The sequence below is a fragment of the Prosthecobacter algae genome, assembly GCF_039542385.1.
In the GTDB taxonomy this organism is placed as follows: Bacteria; Verrucomicrobiota; Verrucomicrobiia; order Verrucomicrobiales; family Verrucomicrobiaceae; genus Prosthecobacter; species Prosthecobacter algae.
On record NZ_BAABIA010000006.1, the window covers coordinates 331,107 to 351,227 of the forward strand.

The 20,121-nt window shown below is 61.4% G+C and carries 20 protein-coding genes; 6 read left to right on the plus strand and 14 right to left on the minus strand.

Annotated elements, in window-relative coordinates; translation table 11 throughout:
* From ABEB25_RS15975 to ABEB25_RS15990, 4 genes are read right to left on the minus strand one after another with little or no spacing between them, the layout of a single operon-like run.
* A complete protein-coding gene (locus tag ABEB25_RS15975) occupies positions 1-420 on the minus strand; it encodes a hypothetical protein (protein ID WP_345737419.1) in 420 nt (139 codons plus the stop codon).
* On the minus strand, positions 417-3,179 hold the full coding sequence (locus tag ABEB25_RS15980) for a TraG/VirB4 family ATPase (protein ID WP_345737420.1): 2,763 nt from the start codon (positions 3,177-3,179) through the stop codon (positions 417-419). Before ABEB25_RS15980 ends, ABEB25_RS15975 begins: the two co-directional genes overlap by 4 nt.
* The gene (locus ABEB25_RS15985) at positions 3,166-3,519 is read right to left on the minus strand and encodes a hypothetical protein (RefSeq protein ID WP_345737421.1); all 354 of its coding nucleotides are present in this window, start codon (positions 3,517-3,519) and stop codon (positions 3,166-3,168) included. The genes ABEB25_RS15980 and ABEB25_RS15985 overlap by 14 nt, the downstream gene beginning before the upstream one ends.
* The gene (locus ABEB25_RS15990; protein WP_345737422.1) at positions 3,516-3,809 is read right to left on the minus strand and encodes a hypothetical protein; all 294 of its coding nucleotides are present in this window, start codon (positions 3,807-3,809) and stop codon (positions 3,516-3,518) included. Before ABEB25_RS15990 ends, ABEB25_RS15985 begins: the two co-directional genes overlap by 4 nt.
* A 94-nt stretch (positions 3,810-3,903) precedes the next feature.
* Here ABEB25_RS15990 and ABEB25_RS15995 point away from each other — a divergent pair, with 94 nt between their 5' ends.
* Positions 3,904-4,869, plus strand: coding sequence for an AAA family ATPase (locus tag ABEB25_RS15995; RefSeq protein WP_345737423.1), 966 nt, complete (start codon positions 3,904-3,906; stop codon positions 4,867-4,869).
* 11 nt (positions 4,870-4,880) lie between these two features.
* Here ABEB25_RS15995 and ABEB25_RS16000 read toward each other — a convergent pair whose 3' ends face one another.
* Positions 4,881-5,147, minus strand: coding sequence for a helix-turn-helix domain-containing protein (locus ABEB25_RS16000; protein WP_345737424.1), 267 nt, complete (start codon positions 5,145-5,147; stop codon positions 4,881-4,883).
* A gap of 68 nt (positions 5,148-5,215) precedes the next feature.
* Here ABEB25_RS16000 and ABEB25_RS16005 point away from each other — a divergent pair, with 68 nt between their 5' ends.
* Positions 5,216-6,457 carry a PDDEXK nuclease domain-containing protein gene (locus ABEB25_RS16005; protein ID WP_345737425.1) on the plus strand — a complete coding sequence of 414 codons (1,242 nt, stop codon included), beginning with the start codon at positions 5,216-5,218 and terminating at the stop codon, positions 6,455-6,457.
* 31 nt (positions 6,458-6,488) lie between these two features.
* Here the strand turns inward: ABEB25_RS16005 and ABEB25_RS16010 are convergent, their stop codons facing one another.
* The 5 genes from ABEB25_RS16010 to ABEB25_RS16030 all read right to left on the minus strand — a co-directional run bounded on the left by ABEB25_RS16010 (position 6,489) and on the right by ABEB25_RS16030 (position 12,018).
* A complete protein-coding gene (locus ABEB25_RS16010) occupies positions 6,489-6,782 on the minus strand; it encodes a hypothetical protein (protein ID WP_345737426.1) in 294 nt (97 codons plus the stop codon).
* 226 nt (positions 6,783-7,008) lie between these two features.
* A complete protein-coding gene (locus ABEB25_RS16015; RefSeq protein ID WP_345737427.1) occupies positions 7,009-8,121 on the minus strand; it encodes an ABC transporter permease in 1,113 nt (370 codons plus the stop codon).
* Between the two features lie 5 nt (positions 8,122-8,126).
* Entirely contained in the window at positions 8,127-9,257 is a 1,131-nt protein-coding gene (locus ABEB25_RS16020) for an ABC transporter permease (protein ID WP_345737428.1), read from the minus strand.
* Positions 9,254-11,026 carry an ATP-binding cassette domain-containing protein gene (locus ABEB25_RS16025; RefSeq protein WP_345737429.1) on the minus strand — a complete coding sequence of 591 codons (1,773 nt, stop codon included), beginning with the start codon at positions 11,024-11,026 and terminating at the stop codon, positions 9,254-9,256. The genes ABEB25_RS16020 and ABEB25_RS16025 overlap by 4 nt, the downstream gene beginning before the upstream one ends.
* Entirely contained in the window at positions 11,023-12,018 is a 996-nt protein-coding gene (locus ABEB25_RS16030; protein ID WP_345737430.1) for an HlyD family secretion protein, read from the minus strand. The genes ABEB25_RS16025 and ABEB25_RS16030 overlap by 4 nt, the downstream gene beginning before the upstream one ends.
* Positions 12,019-12,147: 129 nt before the next feature.
* Here ABEB25_RS16030 and ABEB25_RS16035 point away from each other — a divergent pair, with 129 nt between their 5' ends.
* On the plus strand, positions 12,148-12,804 hold the full coding sequence (locus tag ABEB25_RS16035; RefSeq protein WP_345737431.1) for a TetR/AcrR family transcriptional regulator: 657 nt from the start codon (positions 12,148-12,150) through the stop codon (positions 12,802-12,804).
* 61 nt (positions 12,805-12,865) lie between these two features.
* Entirely contained in the window at positions 12,866-13,192 is a 327-nt protein-coding gene (locus ABEB25_RS16040; RefSeq protein WP_345737432.1) for a helix-turn-helix domain-containing protein, read from the plus strand.
* A 4-nt stretch (positions 13,193-13,196) separates the two neighbouring features.
* Here ABEB25_RS16040 and ABEB25_RS16045 read toward each other — a convergent pair whose 3' ends face one another.
* The 4 genes from ABEB25_RS16045 to ABEB25_RS16060 are packed head-to-tail and all read right to left on the minus strand — an operon-like array spanning position 13,197 to position 16,213.
* Complete coding sequence (locus ABEB25_RS16045) at positions 13,197-14,687, minus strand: type IV secretory system conjugative DNA transfer family protein (RefSeq protein WP_345737433.1); 1,491 nt, start codon at positions 14,685-14,687, stop codon at positions 13,197-13,199.
* The gene (locus ABEB25_RS16050; protein ID WP_345737434.1) at positions 14,681-15,043 is read right to left on the minus strand and encodes a hypothetical protein; all 363 of its coding nucleotides are present in this window, start codon (positions 15,041-15,043) and stop codon (positions 14,681-14,683) included. The genes ABEB25_RS16045 and ABEB25_RS16050 overlap by 7 nt, the downstream gene beginning before the upstream one ends.
* The gene (locus ABEB25_RS16055) at positions 15,036-15,752 is read right to left on the minus strand and encodes a nucleotide-binding protein (protein ID WP_345737435.1); all 717 of its coding nucleotides are present in this window, start codon (positions 15,750-15,752) and stop codon (positions 15,036-15,038) included. Before ABEB25_RS16055 ends, ABEB25_RS16050 begins: the two co-directional genes overlap by 8 nt.
* A 32-nt stretch (positions 15,753-15,784) precedes the next feature.
* Positions 15,785-16,213 carry a hypothetical protein gene (locus tag ABEB25_RS16060; RefSeq protein ID WP_345737436.1) on the minus strand — a complete coding sequence of 143 codons (429 nt, stop codon included), beginning with the start codon at positions 16,211-16,213 and terminating at the stop codon, positions 15,785-15,787.
* 342 nt (positions 16,214-16,555) lie between these two features.
* Between ABEB25_RS16060 and ABEB25_RS16065 the strand changes: the two genes are divergently transcribed.
* Both ABEB25_RS16065 and mobF read left to right on the plus strand, forming a co-directional pair.
* Positions 16,556-17,248 carry a relaxase domain-containing protein gene (locus ABEB25_RS16065; protein ID WP_345737437.1) on the plus strand — a complete coding sequence of 231 codons (693 nt, stop codon included), beginning with the start codon at positions 16,556-16,558 and terminating at the stop codon, positions 17,246-17,248.
* Between the two features lie 9 nt (positions 17,249-17,257).
* Positions 17,258-20,107, plus strand: coding sequence for a MobF family relaxase (gene mobF, locus ABEB25_RS16070; protein ID WP_345737438.1), 2,850 nt, complete (start codon positions 17,258-17,260; stop codon positions 20,105-20,107).
* Positions 20,108-20,121 lie beyond the last annotated feature (14 nt).

Here is a 20,121-nt window from a genome sequence, read left to right on the forward strand (position 1 = left end):
TTAGTGGTCGATGCGCAGGGTTCGGGTGGAGCCGGGGTGAAACAGCGAGCCATCCGGCCCGCCTTCCGGCAGTGGAAAATCAAAGAGGCTGACATCACCCTCATAACCGGCATCGCTCTTTTGCTGATCGACGAGGAGCCAGTATTGTTGTTTCACGGCATCGCTCCGGCCTTTGTCGTAGCCTTCGGTGAAGGACTTCTTGGCCTTCTTCTCCTGGGCGAAGTTGAGTGTTTCCCCCAGCAGGAGACCGCCCCCGGCGCCCGCCGCGGTGATGAGCGGGTCGCCATCGCTGAGGTGGCTGGCAAGTCCCGCGCCTCCCGCCGCACCGAGTGCGTTGGTGACGAGACGGGACGTGCTGGAACACGAGCACAGCGCGAGGCCGGAGACGGATAGCAGAACAGGTAGATATGGGATTCTCATGGCAATGTTGGGTTGGCGGTTGTTTCGGCGGATTGACGTTCCGCCTCAGTGACGATGCCTTCGATGAGGTCGCCGTGGGCTTTGAGCTGCCGGGCGCGGCGCTCGAAGTGGTCGCCGCTGGTGCTGCTGCAATACAGCATCTCCGGGGAAGCGATGTTGTGGACGGTCCCGCAAAGCGGACGCGGAGTGTCGAGATGGAAGTAGGTGAACGCGGTGAACTTTCTGCCCGGCTGCTGGTCGGGCAGCGGATAACCCATGATGCGCTGCTGCGTGATCTCCGGCAGTTCGATGTCCTGCGCGATGTCTTCCAAGTCGGCTCGGTCGTTCTGCCGCAGCAGGATGAACTGGCGGCTATTGCCGAAAACCGTGGAGCGGATGCGGCTCTCTTTGAACCGGGCGTATTGCTGAACAATGCTGACAGTCCAGCAGTTGAACTTTCGCATCTGCGCGTAGCTCTCGCGGACAATTTTCTCTCCCTCGGGAATGTCGAGGAATCTCGCCACTTCCTCATATACAATGCGTTTCCGCTGCGAGCGCGGGAGCGTCACAAGGTGCTGCCGCGTGTGGTGCGTGATGAGGAATCCGGCGGCGGCTTTGAGTTCGGGCGCGGATTCGGGAATGCAGCCGAGTTCAAAGTGAACGATCCTCCCATGCAGGGACAGGTTGGTTTCGCCATCGAACAACGGGCCGTAGAGACCGTTGCGGCACCACGGCTGAAGCAACGTGGCGATCTGCCGCACGGCATCCTTCTCCGCGCCGTGCGCCTCCAGGTGCATCAGTTCCTGAAGCATTTGGTGCGTCGGATACTCGGACGGATGGAACGAGGCGAAGGCGAGGTTGCGCACCTCCCGGCTGCTGTCGGGTTCTTTCAGGTAGCGTAGGACTTCGCTTTCCGAAAAGCTCTCCAGATAGGATTTCGATTCGTCGCGGTGGGCTTCGGACCAGTCGCGGAAATCCGCGAAGGCTTCTAATGACGAAGTGCCGGGCGGCAGCTTGTCGCGCCGGTAAGCCATGAGCGCCACCGCGTGGCGGGCGATGGGAACCAGCTTTTGCGGGTGACTCTGGCACCATTCGTTGAAAGCGTCGTCATAGAGCTGATTGAGGTAACGGGCGATCTGCGCCTGTTGCAGCCGTTGCCGGTCTTCATCGGCGGGAAGCCCCACCATCCGGGCCACGAGTGCCGTGGCGGTGGAAAGGTGCAGCGGCGTCAACGGAAGCCCGGCGGTGTCCAGATAGTTCAGCGTGTGCGTGCCGTCGGGCTGGAGAATTATCGGCTCCGCGCCGGGTTCCACGGTCTTGGTGTAGATGCCGTAGGAAAGCCCTTCTTCGATCAACACCGTGTAATCAAAGTAGAGTTCCGTCTGTGAGAGCAGGTCGCACATCGTGACGGATTTCCCGGCCCCGCTCATCCCGAGAACCACGGCGTGCTGCGGTGTCTGCGATCCGCCCCCGCCAAGGAAGGTGCGCAGGCCGACAAGATTGTCGGCGTTCCCATCATAAAGCGCTTCGGCTCCGTCGAGATGTCCGGTGAATGTGGCGCTGATCGGCAGAAGGTCGGCCAGATAGGAATGCTCCGCGTAGAGATGGCGGCAGGTGTAACGTCCCCACAACCAGCCGGGCCACGTCTGGAAATACAGTTTTCGTGTGGTCGCGGGCAGCGTGCTTTCCACGTACTGAGCGCCGTTCATGGAGTTCACCGCGTTCTTGAGAGCGATGGCTTTGGCGGACACTCCGGCCTTGGTCTTGTCCCACACATGGATGACGAAAAGCGCCTGAAAGGGCAGCGTGTGCCCCTGCATGAGCGCGGCGATTTTGCGCTCCTTCTTCTGCATCGCCGTCAGCAGCGAAACCTTCTTTTCACTTGCGTAGTCTCCGGCAAGGCGGTCGTGGGCCTTTTCTTCGCGGGTGATTTCCGCGTGAACGGAAAGCGGTTCGACATTGACCGTGATGGCGTAGTCCAGCAGCCGCAAGTGGGTGAGCCGGTGAATGATGCCCGGAAAGGTTACGCGCGGCCAGCGGCTCATCACGAGAATGGAGTGGTAATGTCCATCCATCCAGAAACCGCCATCCGGCGAAGCGTGGCCTTCGCTGTGCCAGCAATTTTCCTGAATGGAAAGCTGCGGCTCAAAGGTGCTGAGCGGATCGAAGTCGAAACGATCCGCGAACGACGGATTGAGGAAACGCGCGTAGTGCCGGTAGTGGTCTTCATCGCTCATGGCGTGAAGCCTCGCGCCCTGTCCGCTGAAGATGTGGCGCAGAGTTTCCTCGACGTGGGCGAACTCCTGCTGAAGCTGATCCAGCAAGTGTTCGTAGTGCTGGGTCAATGCGGCGCGGGAGAGGCTGGACGAAGGCGAGTGGTCAATCCTGCGGCTGATCCACAGGACCAGTCGTTGACGGCGCAACTGCCGCTCGGTCATCGCCGTCCAGTAACGGGTGAAGCGTTCGTTGCGCACCCGGCGCGTCCAGACATTGGCCGCGTTCTGGGTTTCGTCGTGATAGCGCAGCAGTTCCTGCCGGTAGTCGGAATCGCAATACCACTGCACTTGCAGGCGTTGATGATCGTCCAGCGATGCCAGCAGCAGGCTGAGCTGGTCCTGAAAGCCGTTCAGTTCGGACGTGGCGGCGTTGGCGAGGTCGGGCGGTTCAAATACGAAACCTTTCGCAACGGCTCCTCCGTGTCGGAGGCTGCCATACACAATCAGGTCGCGGACAAAGTAACCGTTCGGCGCGGTTTCGGAGATGGAGTTAGTCTTGTTCATCGGCGGTAAGCGGGTGTTCGGGTTGAGCGGTGGGATCGGGGCTGAATCCCGCGCCATGCAGCCAGCCGTCCAGCAGGTCGCGGTCGTAACCGGGCGGCTTGCCCTGCCGCAGTCCGAAGACGTAGAGCAACGAAAGCGTCAGCGGCACGGCAGCGAGTGCCGCCGACGCTCCCAGGCTCCAACGCAGCGCACTGAAACAGAGCAGCAGCGTGATCACGGCGGCGAACACGCCGCCCGTGACATGCCAGAACAGATTGCCTTCCAGCCCCCAAGTGCGGCCCGACGAGTCGTCCGCACTGTTGGTTTCCGTCAGGCGCAGGTCTGATGTTTGGGTCTTCATTCAAAGGCCCCCACGTCCACGGTTGAACCATCGAGGCCGAAGGCGGTGAAGAGCGCCTTCACAATGACCGGCGCGCCCGCAATGATGAGGCCGCCGATGATGGAGAGTTTGCCCGCGTCCGTGTCACCACGGCGGATGGCGAATCCGCCGCCCACCACGCAGATGGTTCCGAAGATGAATCCGATGAGCATCACGATGCCCATTGCTTTGCTGGCCCCTTCTGCGAGTCCTCCGGCTTGGGCGAGAATCGGAGACGATTTGGAGAGTAGAGTTAGATATGTTGCTTTCATAGCGCCCCTGTTTTACCGCCGATCGCGCTAACCCCCGCTCTCGATCGGGAGCATGAATGGTCCCTGTTTGGTGGATGATGGGCTTCATCAAATCATGAAGCCTGATCCCATCACCGAAACTCGCCGTGAGCTGTTGCTGAACCTTGAAGCTCACCTGATTGAAAATATCCGTGGCCAGGACACGGCGCTTGTCCGCATGGCGTCCGTGTTGCGGCGCGGTGAGCTTGGCCTGTGTTCACCTCATCGTCCGAAGGGCAGCTTTTTGCTGCTCGGACCCACGGGAGTGGGAAAAACAGAATCCACCGTGGTCTTCACCCGTTACCTGATGGGCGATGACTGTCTGTTCCGCTTCGACATGTCGGAGTATCAGACGCAGGACAGCTTGAGCCTGCTGCTCGGAGCGGACAGTCAGGAACGCGGCAACCTTGGGCGGTGCGTGATCGGCGCGGAGAAAGGCACGCTGCTGTTCGATGAAATCGAGAAAGCCCATCCACGCATCATGGATGTGTTCCTGCAAATCCTCGACGCGGGCCGCGTGACGTTTGCGGACGGCTTCACGGCGGACTTGAGCAGCTTCTACATCGTCTTCACCTCGAACATCGCATCCAGCGAACTGCTGGACTGGCAGCACTCCAGTTTTGCGACGATGGAGCGCCATGTTCTGACCAGCGCACAGCAATGGCTGCGTCCTGAACTTTACGCCCGCATTACGGAAAAGCTCGTATTCGAGCGGCTGAGTTACGAAGTGCAAACGGACATCGCTCGTTTGATGCTGACACGACACCTGGCGATGCTGGAGGAGCGAGGCCACTGTCTGGTGGAGGAGCCGGATGTATTGCCGTTCCTCATCCGGCACGGCTTTCATCCGCGTCTTGGCGCTCGTCCCTTGCGTGACGCCATTGAGCGTCTTGTGGGGGATGCAGTGGCGGCCAGTTTGATGCACGCCGAAAGCGGAAGCGGTTTTCTGCTGGTGGAAGATGACCGCGTCCTGCGTGTGAGGGAGAAGAAGTATCCCTCCGTTGCAGTCCAGTCCCCATCAACTGCCTCCGGCCAGCCATGACAGCAAGCAAATCACTCCAAGCCGGGCTCCTTGTCGCGGCGAATTTCTCTCGCCAGATCCGGCGGAAACAGTTCGACAGGGTTAACTTCAAGAACAATGGCGAGCACCAGAAACTGCACGTCGGAAACCGGCTCCACGCCCTGTTCGATGTTGGATATATCCTCCCCGCTGCAATGCCAGCCGCGTTCTCCCACCTTGGCAGCAAGCTGCTCTCGCGACCATCCCCTGCCCATACGGAGTTCGCGAACCTTTGGGCCAATCAGGTTTTTCTCACTCATAGGCTACGAGTGGCGTACTCCGCCTTCCAAGGCGACGGTTCGTCTGAAAATGGGTGCATAAAGGCAAAATGTGCCCGCTTTCTCCCGCCCGGCCGGGAAAAAAGGCGATTTATCTTTCCATACAAATCTCAATTTCCAACCAACCGATGAGCGATTTCTCTGTGACCAATCCTGAATATGGTGAATTTCTTGCAAAACTTACCCACCGTGTCCAGTCGGCGCGAATGGCAGCCGGACGGGCCGTCAACCGTGAACTGGTAGCTCTCTATTGGGACATCGGACGTGACATTGTGGAGAAGCAGCGCACCCAAGGCTGGGGCAACGCGGTGGTGGAGAGGCTGGGGACGGACCTGCGGCGGGAGTTCCCCGGAGTGACCGGATTTTCCGCCGACAATCTTTGGCGGATGCGCCAGTTCTACTTAGAGGGGACGGGCACGGAATTTCTCGCCCTTTTCGATTCGTCTGCGGTGGGGTCGTTTCTGGAACAGCTTGTTCCAGAAAGTGAGGAGCGGCGGAAAAGCGGGATTCTGGAACAGGCTGTTCCAGAAAGGCAGGTGGCGGCCGTTCGGGAACTGATGGCGCTGGTTCCGTGGGGCCATCACGTCGAGCTGCTGAAGAAAGTGAAGACACCAGACGCGAGGCTGTTCTATCTGCGGGAAATTGCACGCTTCGGCTGGAGCCGCGCCGTGCTTCTGCACCAGATTAAGGCGAGCACATTCGAGCGCTCATTGCGGGAGAAGAAAACCCATAATTTTGAACTGGCCTTGCCGGACGACATGGCCGACCAGGCGGAGGAGATGCTGAAAAGCCGCTACAATCTGGAGTTTCTGGGGATGAAGCAGCGGATGAGGGAACGGGACTTGGAGCAACGGCTGATCGAGCGCGTGCAGCAGTTCATTCTGGAACTAGGTTACGGCTTTTGCTACATCGGGCGGCAGTATCGGCTGGCGCTTGGGGAAAAGGAATACTTTGTGGATCTCCTGTTTTACCACCGCTTTCTGAAAGCGCTGGTCGCGGTGGATTTGAAGGTCCGGGGTTTCGAGCCGGAGCACGCGGGCAAGATGGACTTCTATTTGAACGTGCTGAACGAGAAGGAACGCGCCTCGGACGACCGCCCTTCCATCGGCATCATCCTTTGCGCGGAGAAGAATGACGTGGAAGTCGAGTTCGCCCTGAAATCGAAGACGAATCCTATCGGAGTGGCGGAATACCGGCTGCAAGATAACCTCCCGGCGGAGTTCAAAGGGAAGCTGCCTACGGCGAAGCAGCTTGCGGACGTGGTGCGTGGGGCGCTGCCCGGAGACAAATGATGGCAGGGAGGATGCTGACGGAAACACGATGTCATAGCCGCTGCGTGACATACACGAAAACTCCCCGCAGCAGATAAAACAATGCGATGATGACAATCACCTTCAGGAGCTTCACGGCGACGATTTTCAGCCATCGCCGGTTCTTCTGACGGGTGGTGATACGGCCCGTGGCGTGGCAAACCGCACAATCGGTAAACCATTCTGATACAGGTTCACCGTCGCAGACCCGGCACGGGCCATCGGGTTCTTCATCGTCTCTCCAGCGGTTCATCCGCCCCGCACCGCCGCACGCCGAACATTGCCGTTCTTCCTGAAATGCAGACATGCGGCCACTGCCACCGCACCCCGGACAAGGTTCCATGACCGGGCGGGAAACGCGCCTGAAATGGAATCCCGTGCCCCGGCACGCGCTGCAAAAGGATTCGTTACGGATCGTTCCGCTTCCCTTGCACTCCGGACACTTGACACCGACGGATGCGGGAGGCGGCTTTGCCATTCTTTCCTCATGCGGCTTCATAAGCGTGGCTGAAACGAGGCGGATGCGTTCCCGATCAGGCGAGGCGGTTGCGAAACAACCATGCGGCGAGCGGCAGCGTGATGGCTCCCACAATCAGCAATGGAACGAAGTTCAAGGCCACATCGCTGAACCCGGCTCCTTCCAGATAGACGCGGCGCACCGTATCAATACCGAAGCGAAGCGGGTTGGCATAGGTGGCGATCTGCAAAATCGCGGGCATGTTGCGCACCGGCGTGAGCAGGCCGGAGAGCAGCATCAGGGGCATGATGAGCATGAAGGTGTAGAGCATGGCCTGCTGCATGTTCAACGCCACGGCTGAGATGGACAGACCGATGCCGACCGATGCCACGGTGAAGGTGAACAATCCGAGATAGAGCAGCCAGACGGAGCCGTTCATGGGGATTTGAAACCAGAACAGGATAATCAGAAAGATGATCGTGGACTGGAGCAGTCCGACCAAGATGGACGGCAGGGCTTTGCCGATGAGGATTTGCAGCGGGGTCAGCGGCGTCACCAGCAACTGGTCGAAGGTGCCTTGTTCCCGTTCGCGGGCCACCGAGAGCGCGGCCAGCATGAGCGTCTGCAACATGCTCAGCGAGGCGATCAGGCCGGGCATGAGGTTCCAGCGGGATTCGAGGTTGGGGTTGAACCAAGCGCGGCGCACGACGGCCACGGATGGGGCACCGCCGAGCGACTGGTTGTAGGCAGCGACGATGGACGAGACATAGGCCGACGCCAACCCGGCGGTGGAGGAGTTGCGTCCGTCGAGGATGACCTGCAAGGGAGCCTGCTGGCCGGAGGCCCGGAGGGTCTCGAAGTCGGAGGGAATGCCGATGACGAGGAGCGCATCGCCGCTGTCAATCGTCCCGGCGATCTGGTCGGACGAGGCGAGCGTCGCCACACGGTGAAAGACTCCGGTTCCGTCCAGCCGGGCCAGCAATTCCGTGGAGGCGGCTCCCTGGCTCTGATCGAGCAGGGCGTAGGGGACGTTGGTGAGGTCGTAGGTCGCGCCGTAGCCGTAGAGCAGCGCCTGCATGAGCGCGGGCGCGATGAGAAGCGAACGGCTCGACCTGTCTTTCAGGATGGTCAGCAGTTCCTTGCGGAACAGCGCCATGATTTTCGCGAGTGAGTCGAGGAAGTTTCTCATGGCCTTCATTCCAGTGTTTTGCGCAGCTTGCGGCAGGTGGCGGCAACGAGCACGAGCGCGTAGAGGGTGAGGATGGAGCCGCTTCGCAGGATGTCCGGCCAGAGGTCGCCCGCCATGAACAGGGTCTTGATGAGAGACATATAGTGTGTGGCGGGCAGCGCATGGCTGACGACCTGAATGACGACCGGCACGTTGCGCAGGTCGAAGATGAAGCCCGACAACATCATGGCGGGCATGAAGCTGGCGAGCAGCGCCGTCTGGCTGGCCACGAACTGGTTGCGCATCGCGCCGGAAATGAACAACCCGAGCGCGAGCGATACCATCAGGTAGAGGAGCGACGACCCGATGATGACGATGAGCGAACCGCGCATCGGCACCTGAAAGAGATACTTCGCCGCCAGCAGGCACATGACGAGGTCGATGGCGCCGATGACCACGTAGGGCGCGAGCTTCGCCAAGACCAACTCCAATGGCCGCACCGGGGTGACAAAGAGGGATTCGAGCGTGCCGCGTTCCCATTCGCGGGCGATCAGCATCGAGGTCAGGAACGCGCCGATCAGCGTCATCACCAGCACGATCAACCCCGGCACGAGATACCAGGTGCTTTCTCCTGCCTCGTTGAACCATGTGCGCTGCACGATGACGATGCCGGTGGCACCGGCGGCTTTGTTGCCCGTGCGGTCGGCTTGTTGCTGGGCCGGGGTGGAGAGTGCGCCGCTGACGTAGCCCTCGATGGTCGCGGCGGTGTTGGAGTCCACGCCGTTGAGCAGCAGTTGCACACGCCCGTTGCCAGCGGCCAGTTGGCGGGAGAAATCCCCCGGCACGCGCAGGATGGCGTCGGTTTTGCCCGCCCGTATCAGATGCTCGGCCTCGTCCATCGTCCTGACCCAGACTGGCGCGAGGTAAGGCGAGCCTTGAAGCCCGGCCACGGTCTGGCGGGCCGTGGGCGAACTGTCTTCCAGCACCACGGTGAGGCGGGCGTTCTTCACGTCGAAGGAAAGGCCGTAGCCGAACAACAGAATCAACGCAACGGGCAGCAGCAGGCCGACGACGAGATTGCTGCGGTCGCGCATCATCTGGCGGGTTTCCTTCCGCGTCAGGGCGACGAGCCGCGTGGTGAAGCCGGAGGCGTTCATGCGGCACCTCCTTTGCTTTCCCGCCGTGCGCGGCCTTGCTCGACGATGGCGATGAACGCGCTGTTCATGTCCATCGCGCTCGCTCCGCCCGCCTGCTCGCGGACCTGCTGCGGCGTGCCGAGCGCCAGCATCTTCCCGGCATCCTGAATGGCGATGCGGTCGCAATACTCGGCTTCCTCCATGAAGTGCGTGGTGACGATGATCGTCACGCCGCTTCGGGCCAAGGCGGTGATCGTCCGCCAGAAGGCCCGGCGGGCGAGTGGGTCGATGCCGCTCGTCGGTTCGTCGAGAAACAGGATGTCCGGCTCGTGCAGCAGGCCGGTGGCCATCGCGAGGCGTTGCTTGTAACCGGCGGGGAGAATCCCGCTCTGGGCCGACGGATCGAGGTCGAACTGCTCCAGCGAGGCCGCCACCCGCGCCTTGAGCGCCTTGCGCCGCAGGCCGTAGGCACCGCCGAAGAACTCCAGATTCTCGCGGACGCTCAGGTTTCCATAGAGCGCGAACTTTTGCGAGACGTAGCCGATGCGTCCCCGCGCCTCCGCGCGGGCGGTGCGCAGATTGCGGCCCGCCACTTCGAGATGGCCGCTGGTGGCGGGCAGCAGTCCGCACAACATGCGGAACGTAGTGGTCTTTCCCGCGCCGTTCGGGCCGAGCAAGCCGAAGATTTCGCCACGGGCCACCTCGAAGGAGGTGCTGGCCACCGCCGTGAAGTCCCCAAACTTCCGCACGAGGTCGCGCACGACGATCATCGGCGGGTCGTGCGCTCCCTTGGACTCGACCGGCGGAGTCTCATCGGCGGGCTTCGGCGCGGCCTTCACCTCCTTTTCCTCCTGCTGCCGCAGCATCATCATGAAGGCGTCTTCCAGTTCCTCCGGGCGCGGCGCGAAAGGCGCGTCATGGAGCAATTCGCGCAGCCGTGTTTCCTCCTCCCCGGCCCGGCGGATGAAGCGGACGCGGCCACCGCTCGGCACGGCGTCGATGATGAGTTCGGGCTTGTCGATCAGACGGGCCTGCAACTCCCGCGCGGGCATTCCCACGGGCGGCTTGGCGGTGAAGGTGACTCCATGCGCCCGTTGCCGCAGCTTTGCGGGAGCGCCGTCTGCCAGCATCCGGCCCTTGTTGAAGACGAAGACCTGCCCGCAACGCTCGGCTTCGTCCATGTAGGCCGTGCTGACGATGACACTCAGGTTTTCCTCATCGACGAGCTGCTGCACGATCTTCCACAAATCGCGACGTGACAGCGGATCGACGCCGACGCTCGGCTCGTCGAGAATCAGCAGGTCGGGCGAGCGGACCAGCGTGCAGGCGAGTCCGAGCTTCTGCTTCATGCCGCCGGAAAGTTTGCCCGCCGGGCGCTCGGTGAACCGCGCCATGTCGGTCATTTCCAACATGCGGGCGAACCGTTCGCGCCGCTCGGCCTGCGGCACCCCGTGCAGGTCGGCATAGAGGGTGAGGTTTTCCTGCACGCTCAGGTCTTCATAGAGGCCGAAACGCTGCGGCATGTAGCTGATGCGGTCCTGCACCGCCTGCGGATCGTCCGCGATGTCGATGCCGAGCACCCGCAACGAACCGGCATCCGGCTTGAGCAATCCGGCCATCAGGCGCATCAGCGTCGTCTTGCCCGCTCCGTCCGGGCCGACCAGCGCGGTCAGTTCTCCGGCTCGCACGGTCATCGACACCTCGTCGATGGCGGCGAACCTGTTTCCATCAGGCCCCGTGAAAGTCTTGCGCAGGCTCCGGGCGACGACTGTGGCGGCGGCATCGTTCACGGGGCGGGCTTGATCGGGAGATGGACGGTGACGGGTTGCCCGAGGCGGAGGGTGTCGGCGTCGTCCTCGACGATCACGCGGACCTCATAGACAAGACTGGTGCGCAGTTCCTCCGTCTGCACCGCCTTCGGCGTGAACTCCGCGACCGACGAAATATAACCCACCGTGCCCCTGACCGGCTGGTGCGGATGGCTGTCCGTGAAAACCTGGGCTTCCATGCCGGGCCTGATCTTGCCGAGGTCCGGCTCGCCGACATAGACACGCATCCACTTCGGGCGGGTGAGGGCCAGCGCGAAAACGGCCTGCTGCGGCGTGGCCATGTCGCCCGGCTCGCGCAGACGCGAGCGCACCACCGCATCGGTGGGAGCGCGGAGCGTTCCCAATTCGATCTGATGCCGGAGCAGGGCCAGTTGCGCTTGCGAGGCCACGAGTTGCGCCTCCGCCGCGGCGACCTCCTCGGCGCGGGGGCCTAGCTCGGCAAGGCGCAGCGTCGCACGCAGTTCTTCGACCTTGGCTCCCGCCACCTCCGCGCTGTTTCTCGCCTCATCGACATCCTGCACGCTCACCGCCCGGCTTTCCTGAAGCCGGGTTTTCCGCGAGAGTTCCTGTTCCGCCCGCCGGGCGTCCGACTCCGCCGATGCGAGCTTGGCGCGGGCTTCGGCGATTTCCTCCGGACGCGAACCGTTGCGAAGCCGCAGGAGCGTCTGCCGCTGTGCTTCCACTTCGGCCTCCGCCTGCCCGGCCTGAAGCTCCAGCGTCCGCGTATCCAGAACGCCGATCACATCACCGGCCTTGATCCGGTCTCCCTCCTCCGCGCGAAGCTCGGCTATCCGCCCGCTGCCATCGAAGGCCAGCGAAATCTGCCGGATGTCCACATTGCCATACAGGAGCAGTTCGTCCTTGGCATCGCGGGCGTCGCGCCCGCTCCACCAGAACCACCCGGCACCGATGGAGACAAGAAGCAGCAGGACAGCGATGAGAGCTTTTTTCATTCTGATGGAACTTGGAAAGGAGCGGAGGGGTTGATGCCCTCCCGGAGTCCAAAATTAAATTTACTTTAGACTAAACCGATCTTAGGGTCAACCCGAAAGTGCCGCGGAAACTACCCTGTATTCACTCGCATGAACAAAACGCCTCGCGCTCTCCGGACAGACGGAGAAGCCACCTACAACTGCATTTTAGAAACGGCGGGCAAACTCTTTGCCACGTCAGGTTTCGCCGAGACAAGCAGCAAAGCCATCGCCGCCAAAGCCGAGGTGGACCTCGCCTCGATCAACTACCACTTTGGCAGCCGGAGCGGCCTATATCAAGCGGTGCTGGCGGAAGCCCATCGCCGCCTCATTAGCATGGAGGTCTTGCAGGAACTCACCGCCGCCAATCTGCCCGCCCGCGACAAGCTGAAAAAAGTGATCGAAGGCATGGTGGAAGCCGCTGCCGGGCAGAAAGGCTGGCACACCAGAGTTCTCGGGCGGGAACTGCTGTCACCTTCCTCCCACCTTCAGGTTCTCCAGCAAAACGAAGTCTTCCCCAAGTTTCGGCTGATCTTGGGCATCATCAGCGAAATCACCTCGATTCCGCCGGACGATCCCGCGCTGTTCCGTTGTGCGATCAGCGTCGCGGCACCCTGCGCAATGATGCTGGTCGTTGGACGCAACGTGCCTGCTGTCGCCGAAGCGGTTTCCAGCACACCGCGCGAGGCGCTGGCGGCGCATCTCTATCATTTCGCCATCGGCGGTCTGAAAGCAATCGGACAAGAGCATAAGAAGCATAGACAATGACTCAAGCGGTCAGCGAAACGGTCCCCCCGAGCGGCATCACCGTTGGCATCTGCCCAATGCCATGCTGCGTCATGAGCACAATGGCCTGATTCAACCCAATACGATCATGAGAAATCTGAATCTCATCGGCCCACAAGTCAGAAGATTGCGAATGCTGAGGGGATGGACTCAGCATGATGCGGCGGTCAAACTGCAAATGGCCGGTTGGAACATATCGCGCGGGGCACTGGCAAAAATCGAATCGAGGAGGATAAAGGTAGGCGATACCCATTTGTTTTTCCTGGCCAAAGCCTTCGAGGTTCCAGTTCAAGAGCTGTTCCCGTTGGTTGATCCACAAGATCCAAACCTCCACGAAACACTCTGCAAGCTGATGCTCAAAAGCTATTGAAGTTTCAGAAGATACCTTTCGAGAACCACGGCGACACGCTCCCGTCCGGCTCAATCGGCGGCAGCAGGGTCTTCTTGAAACCGCGCTCGCAATGCACGAGCACGGCGGTGTGCTTGGGAAGGCTGCGGAGGATGTGCGGCTTGATCTTGTGTTCCTCCAGTTCTGAATAATTGCTGCTTTGCCGCCCCCCTGAATATCCCCACGACTTCTTGATGACCTTCTTCTTGCCAAGGAAATCCGCGCTTTCGTTGGCTCCTTCCTCGTCCGCCGCACGGAAGATCATGCGGTTGCGCAAGTTCAGCGTGAGCACGCGGGCCTTTTCCCGGCCCAGCGGCGGAATGAATGAACTGGAGGATTGCGCGGCAGCCACGACCGTGGCGCGGGCCTCGCGGATTACATCGACAGAATTATAGTCCGACATGCCGTCTTCCGCTGCCGTCATGAAGCGCTGCGCTTCGTCCGCCCATAGGACAAGCAGGTTGTCTTCCTGCCGTTCGTGCTTCGGCTTGTCGAAGCGGCGCAGGACGTGCGTGTAGAACAGCATCTTGAGGAAGGTGTTCACGTAACGGCGTTCGGTCTGATATTTCTGCGGCATGGCAATGCAGATGATCTTGCCCCGGTCGATGTCCGAGAAATCAAAGCTGTTCTCGGTCGGGCAAAATACCTGGGCAATGTCCGGCGTGAGGAAGTATTGCAGGTAGTTGGCAATGGTCTCTTTGACGCCACCGATCTGTTCGGGCGGCTGACTGAGGAAGCGGCTTGTGAAGTGCTCGCCCAACAAGCGACGGCGTTCGGTCGGCTCCGCCGTGGCGAGGTCGTCCAGCGCCTCCTCCATGTCCGATTGGTTGAGCAAGAAATGATAGACGTTCTCCAGCGTCACGTCCGCGCCGATCTCATAAAGGAGTTCCAGCCCGGCGGCGATATGCGTGTGCGCCTGACTTTTGAAAAACCCTTTGTCGCCCTGTTGTCCCAAGCTGCTGGCGGTGTCCACGACGAACTTGGCATACGTGCCGAAGGGAATGCTCCGGTCGGTGGTCAGGTTGAACGTATGTGTGGGCGTCCAGTCGGCATGGGCGCTGTCCGGCCTGACTTGCAGCAGGATCAGGTCATTCTCACGGTTGAAATGCCGGGCCATTGCCGAGAGCGTTTCCCAATACAAACCTTTGTCATCAATGCACAGGCCGCCCCATCCGGGGCAGTTCTTGAAGACTTGATAGAGCAGGGGCGTGATGCCCGAACGTGTCTTGCCGGAGCCGGTATCGCCAGTGATGAGCCAGCCACGGCAAAAGTCTTCCATGCGCCATGTCATGCCGTTGATCTTCGCCACGACGGGCGAGCGCCATACGGACGGACTGCCGGGCAGGACGATGAGGCACAGCGCGAAGGCCGCGCCGACGCTGAGGGCGATGGCCGGCCACGGCTCGGGCAGGCTGGTGAATCCATACCAGCCTGCGGCGGCGGCCAAGGCCGCGAGAAACGGGCGGAGGATTACCATACGAAGCGGCCAAGCAGCAGCCCGGAGGTGAAGGTGGCGAGAGCGGTCATAAGAAGGGACAGAACACTGACGCGGCGTAGCTGGCGTTGCGTCTGCGCCGTCTGGCGCAGCTCGTGCATCAGTTCGGCGGCGTGCTTGGAGAAGGTCTTGCTGCGGGCGTCCAGCAATTCCAGCGTCGAGCGGAACTCCTCGAAACGAAGCGGAGGACTGTCCGGTGTGCGGGCACGGAGTGCGGTCACATACAAATCGAACAACTCCACGCAGGCGATAGCCGGGTCATCGTCGCCAATGCCGTGCTTCTGCTGCCAGCGGGCGATGGCAGCCCGCAGGTCCATATCCGTTGCCTCGTCACTCATGGGGCGTGGAGGTTTGGGCATCGGACAACAAAGCCCCGGTGTGCGTGTCCACTTGGGCGTAGAATGCCTTCTGCCAGTTCTTCAACCGCTGGCGGTCCACCACGTTGAATGACGAGTGGGCTTGTGCCTGAGTGGCGGTCAGGTTGTGCTGATTGATCGCCGCGACCAGCCAGTCATACATGCGGGGAATGACCAGCTCCCCGGCGTTCAATTCGTCCACCAGTCGCCCGCGTGTCCGGCTCTTTTCATAAAGGGCGAAGTGTTCGCTGTGGGCCTGATTCTTGACGATGACATAGCGGCAACGCTCGGCCAGCGCGTCGGCAATGAGTTTGATTTGCGTCACGCTGTCCGCCTCGTGGTTAACCGGCATGACGATGGTCAGGCGGGCATCCAGACTGTCCAGCAACTCAAAGGCGGACACTTCCGCGAAGTAGTCCAGCACGAGATCGGTGGACGCCGCTCTGCCGTCCACCACGACCAGCGGGGCATCCTCCAGTGCGGCAAACAGACTGTCCAGCCCGCGCGGGTCGTTCAAATCGGCAAATGCTGCCTCGGGGTGGTATCGCTTCAGGGTCGAGTTCTCGTTGTCCGTGTCCACGGCGCGATGGTCGTGCTTCCGGTCTTTGAGATACTGAACGAAGTTTACGGCGAAGAACGATTTTCCGACGCCTCCCTTGCCGTTGAGGATGAGAACAAGTCGTTTCTTCATGGCCATGCGGTGGTGAAGTCTCCGGTGCGGTGTCAGATGTTTGACGGATCAGCGATGCGCGGGCCTTTGCCGCGTGGCGGTGGCGGAGTGTCCGCCTCCTTGGACGGCGGGGCCGGGGGCGGACTGTCCGGCTCGGTGGGAGCGGGATGAGCGGGCGGCGTGCTTTCGTCCGGCTGACCGGACGCGGCCCGGTTGGCGGGGCGGCGCTTGTCCTTTTGCGGTGGCGGTTCTTCGACGTGCTCGCGGCAGAAGCGGGACAGCGTGTCGAGCGACACTTCGATGTCCACGTTGCGCAGAATCTGCGCGATGGTCCGGTAGGATGCGCCCTTGCGCCGCAGCGTCGCCAGACTTTCACGGATGGGCATGAGCACCGTATGGCTTTGCGGCGGCGGTGCGGTGTAGGAGTCGGCGGCTGCCGCGATGAGTTTCTGGCGTTCGCCCGTTGTCGGTTCGTTGTTCATGGCTTATCTGATCGGTGGTTGGTGCTTCAATTTGTTCGTGGCGCCAGCCAGGGGACAGGCTTCCCCTGTTGAAACGCGATGCCTCGCATGATGGCATCGCGTCCACTGATTCAGATTCCCGATTGGGAGCAGCCCTTCACGAATGTGGGAATTTGCTGCGGGGATTCCTGCTCTGCGGAATAGCGCCGGAATGATTTCCGCGATGAAACTTTGCTGCGTCCCGGTGTGACGGCGGCGGCGGATGGCGTGCTTTCCAGTGGTGCGGCTCCCGTCAGTATTGGCGATTGAGCATTGCTCCCGATCCGGGCCACGAAAGGCGAATCCGTGCCGCATACTCGCGGCATGATGACTCTCAAATATCACAATGATCCTGCTGGCGCGTTGGCCTATGTCGGGAAGCGGTTGTCCGGCAGGAACGACGGCAACGGTTTGACGGGAGAACCGGTCTGGTTTGGCGACGGTGCCGAGCGGCTGGGCCTGCATGGAGCCGTGAAGATGGAAGCGATTGAAGCGCTGTGCGGAAACCGGCATCCGTCGGAGGGATGGACGTTGGTGCCGCCGGAGTGGAAGGCGGATGCCATGCCGCTGTTGACGGAACTCGTCGTTTCGTCCGTCCGCCTGCCCGCCGTGGATCTGGATGAAGATCGCTGGTTCACTGAACGGCATCGGGAAGCCGCGGGGGTGATTGCTGACCTGCTGGAAGCATACGCGGGCGCGGACCTTGGTTCCGTGGGGTTCTTCAGAGTGACTGGCAACGTGGTCGGGATGCGCTTTGACCGTTGTTGCATCCGCATGGGGGCGGGGCGTCTCTCCACGCATTTCGTTCTGTTCAATCTTACCTTTGACAAGGCGGAGGATGGATGGAGCGGGCTGGACACTTCGGAAATGGAGCTGGCTCTTTCCGATATGGCCGACGAATACGCCTACGTGATGCGCCACCATCGCGGCCTGCTGTCGCTGCTGGAAGCACTCGCCTCTGGTGGTGCCGTATGTCTCGGATCACCGGCGAACCCGTCTCCTTTCGGTCTCAACTGATGGAGGGCCATGCTCACCTTCACGCCGCAAAGCAACCTGCGCAACGCGCGGGAGTATTTCGAGAATCATCTGGTGGTGGGTGACTACTACAGCCAAGGGCAGGTGGTGCCCGGCGAGTGGATGGGCGTGGGCGCGGAGCGGCTGGGCTTGGCCGGCATCGTTGGCAAAGACGAGTTTGTCGCGCTCTGCGAAAACCTCCACCCCGTCACGGGCGAGCAACTGACTCCGTTGCACAAAACCACGCGGAAGGAACTCGGTGCCGACGGCAAGGTGAAGGAAGCGGCGAACCGCCGCCTGTTTTACGATGTCACCATCTCGCCGCCGAAGTCCGTTTCCATTGCCGCGCTGGTGAAGGGTGACGAACGCATCATTGAATCCCATGACCGCGCGGTGCGCGTGGCCATGCGTGAACTGGAATGCTTCGCCGCCACCCGCGTGCGCCGGGGCGGTCGCAATGAGGACCGGGACACCGGAGAACTCGTCACCGCCATTTTTCGGCATGATACCTCGCGGGCGGTCGATCCGCAGTTGCATAGCCACTGCATCGTCTTCAACGCCACTTACGATGAAGTGGAGGGGCGCTGGAAGGCATTGCAGGCGGAGGAAATGCACAAAGCCCGCAAATACGCGGAGAACGTCTATTACCACGAGCTGGCCCGCGATTTGAGGCGCTTCGGCTATGGCATCGTCAACAAGGCACGGGGCGATTTTGAACTGGAGAGCGTGGCGCGTTCCCTGATCTGGACCTTTTCCAAACGGGACCGGCAGATTGACGAACAAACCCGAGAACTGCTGGCCCAAGCGCCGGAACTGGCGGGGGGCAATGTCGCGGAAGTGCGAGCACATCTGGCCCACAAGCTGCGGCCCCAAAAAACTGAACCGCTGAGTCCCGCCGAACTGCAAGCCTCATGGCTGGAACAAATGAGCGAGGAGGAAAAGCAGGGCTTGGCAGCGTTGGCCACGGTGCGGGAGGGCGACGGGCCGGAAGCGGTCAAGCAGGCTCCGGCCATCACGGAGAGCGACGCTTTGCGCTGGGCTGAGGAGCATGTCTTTGACCGTCACACGACGGTTGTGGAGCGGCAGCTATGGGCCTATGCGCTGGAACGGGGCCGGGGTGAGTCCTTCACCTTGGAAGACCTGCACGCCGCCACTGCCCGCGCGCCTTACATTCATGATCCGCTCAACCCGGAACAATTCAGCATCCAGCCTGTGCTGGATCGGGAAACCGCCATCATCCGGTTGGCACAGGAAAGCGCCAATGCCTGCGCTTCCTCCCTCGTGCCGGACTGGCCGGGCGATGCGCGGCTGGACGCCGCCCAAGCGGAGGCCGCCCGCCGCATCCTGAGCGTTCGGGATTCCATCGTGCTGTTTCGCGGACGGGCGGGCACGGGGAAAAGTTTCACCCTGAAGACCGTGTATGACGCTTTGCAGGCGGAAGGCCATGCCGTGCAGGTGCTCGCCCCGCAGCGCCAGCAGGTGGAGGGATTGACGCAGGACGGCATGGCCGGGGCGGAAACCATCAGAGCGTTTCTCACGCGCCGCCGCATGGAGCCGGGCGCGGTCGTTATCGTGGATGAGGCCGGGCAGATTGGAGCCAAGGACATGCTCGCGCTGCTCACCTTCGTGAAAGAGCGTGGAGGGCGCGTCATTCTTTCCGGCGATACGGGGCAGCATGGCCCCGTGCAAGCATCGGACGCTTTGCGGGCGATGGAGAAATACGGGCATCTTCACATTGCAGAACTGAATGAAATCCGCCGCCAAGACCCCGCGCGAGGCCGCAACAAGGCGGAGCGTCAATGGATCGCCACCTACAAGCAGGCGGTGCAGGATGCTTCGGAGGGCAGGCTTGCCCGCTCCTTTGACCTTCTCGACGAAGCCGGGGCTGTCGTCGGATGCACCCTCGCGGACAAGCAGCAGAAGCTGGCGGAGCACTATCTGGAACTGGTGCGGAAAGGCCGCAGCGCCTTGGTCGTGTCTCCAACCTGGGGAGAGATTCACCGCGTGAATGACGCTGTGCGGCAGAGGATGCAGGCTGCCGGATTGATCGGCAAAAAAGAATGGGCCGTCTCGGCCTTGCAGGCGGATGACCTGACCGACGCGCAAAAGGGCGATGCCCGTTATTACCACGACGGGCGCGTCATCGTCTTCAATCAAACCTGCCGGGGCATTCCCAAGGGTGCTATTGGCAGCCTCGTGGCTGTCACCGCTGAATCCATCGTGGTGGAAGCAACCGGGCGTGTCCGAGCGGTTCCGCTCTCGCAAGCCGGTCATCTCACCGTCTGCAAAAAGCAGGGAATGAAGCTGTCGAAAGGAGACCGCCTGCAACTGAAAGCAAATGCGCAAACCGCGCAAGGCAAGCGCTTCATCAACGGGGAACTCGTCACAGTGAAGCGGGTGGAGAAGAACGGCAAAATTCACCTCGATGACGGCCGCGTGCTGCCACCCGAGTATCGAGAGTTTGTGCGCGGCTACGCCGTGACTTCCTACGCTTCACAGGGCAAGACAGTGGACCATGTGCTGTTTTCAGACTCCAGCATCAAGGCGGCGACCAATGCGGAACAATGGTATGTGACCATTTCACGCGGTCGGCTGGGCGTGCGGATCTTCACCACCGACAAGGCGAGACTGCGCGAGAACGTCACCCGTTCGGGGCAGGAAAGGCTGGCGGTGGAGGTCGCCGCCAAGCAGGTGCCGCAGGTGCGCATGGGCAATCGCGTCCTGCCTTGCAATCACCCCGATGTCATCAAGTGGAACCAGAAAGGCCATGAGACGGCCAAAAAGTGGCGGCTCCGCCATCGTGAACTCCAAAACCAGAACCAAAATCATGATCCGGTCAGAACAATCCAGACAGTCGAATAAAGAGGGCGAATCCG

What these genes read in the sequence shown, in the direction of transcription:
- ABEB25_RS15995 (WP_345737423.1), top strand. Translation starts at nt 3,904, where the DNA reads ATGAAGCCTGATCCCATCACCGAAACTCGCCGTGAGCTGTTGCTGAAC.
- mobF (WP_345737438.1), top strand. Translation starts at nt 17,258, where the DNA reads ATGCTCACCTTCACGCCGCAAAGCAACCTGCGCAACGCGCGGGAGTAT.
- ABEB25_RS16040 (WP_345737432.1), top strand. Translation starts at nt 12,866, where the DNA reads ATGCTGCGTCATGAGCACAATGGCCTGATTCAACCCAATACGATCATG.
- ABEB25_RS16050 (WP_345737434.1), bottom strand. Translation starts at nt 15,043, where the DNA reads ATGAGTGACGAGGCAACGGATATGGACCTGCGGGCTGCCATCGCCCGC.
- ABEB25_RS16015 (WP_345737427.1), bottom strand. Translation starts at nt 8,121, where the DNA reads ATGAGAAACTTCCTCGACTCACTCGCGAAAATCATGGCGCTGTTCCGC.
- ABEB25_RS15975 (WP_345737419.1), bottom strand. Translation starts at nt 420, where the DNA reads ATGAGAATCCCATATCTACCTGTTCTGCTATCCGTCTCCGGCCTCGCG.
- ABEB25_RS16030 (WP_345737430.1), bottom strand. Translation starts at nt 12,018, where the DNA reads ATGAAAAAAGCTCTCATCGCTGTCCTGCTGCTTCTTGTCTCCATCGGT.
- ABEB25_RS16045 (WP_345737433.1), bottom strand. Translation starts at nt 14,687, where the DNA reads ATGGTAATCCTCCGCCCGTTTCTCGCGGCCTTGGCCGCCGCCGCAGGC.
- ABEB25_RS16060 (WP_345737436.1), bottom strand. Translation starts at nt 16,213, where the DNA reads ATGAACAACGAACCGACAACGGGCGAACGCCAGAAACTCATCGCGGCA.
- ABEB25_RS15985 (WP_345737421.1), bottom strand. Translation starts at nt 3,519, where the DNA reads ATGAAGACCCAAACATCAGACCTGCGCCTGACGGAAACCAACAGTGCG.
- ABEB25_RS16005 (WP_345737425.1), top strand. Translation starts at nt 5,216, where the DNA reads ATGTGCCCGCTTTCTCCCGCCCGGCCGGGAAAAAAGGCGATTTATCTT.
- ABEB25_RS16020 (WP_345737428.1), bottom strand. Translation starts at nt 9,257, where the DNA reads ATGAACGCCTCCGGCTTCACCACGCGGCTCGTCGCCCTGACGCGGAAG.
- ABEB25_RS15980 (WP_345737420.1), bottom strand. Translation starts at nt 3,179, where the DNA reads ATGAACAAGACTAACTCCATCTCCGAAACCGCGCCGAACGGTTACTTT.
- ABEB25_RS16065 (WP_345737437.1), top strand. Translation starts at nt 16,556, where the DNA reads ATGATGACTCTCAAATATCACAATGATCCTGCTGGCGCGTTGGCCTAT.
- ABEB25_RS15990 (WP_345737422.1), bottom strand. Translation starts at nt 3,809, where the DNA reads ATGAAAGCAACATATCTAACTCTACTCTCCAAATCGTCTCCGATTCTC.
- ABEB25_RS16010 (WP_345737426.1), bottom strand. Translation starts at nt 6,782, where the DNA reads ATGTCTGCATTTCAGGAAGAACGGCAATGTTCGGCGTGCGGCGGTGCG.
- ABEB25_RS16035 (WP_345737431.1), top strand. Translation starts at nt 12,148, where the DNA reads ATGAACAAAACGCCTCGCGCTCTCCGGACAGACGGAGAAGCCACCTAC.
- ABEB25_RS16000 (WP_345737424.1), bottom strand. Translation starts at nt 5,147, where the DNA reads ATGAGTGAGAAAAACCTGATTGGCCCAAAGGTTCGCGAACTCCGTATG.
- ABEB25_RS16055 (WP_345737435.1), bottom strand. Translation starts at nt 15,752, where the DNA reads ATGAAGAAACGACTTGTTCTCATCCTCAACGGCAAGGGAGGCGTCGGA.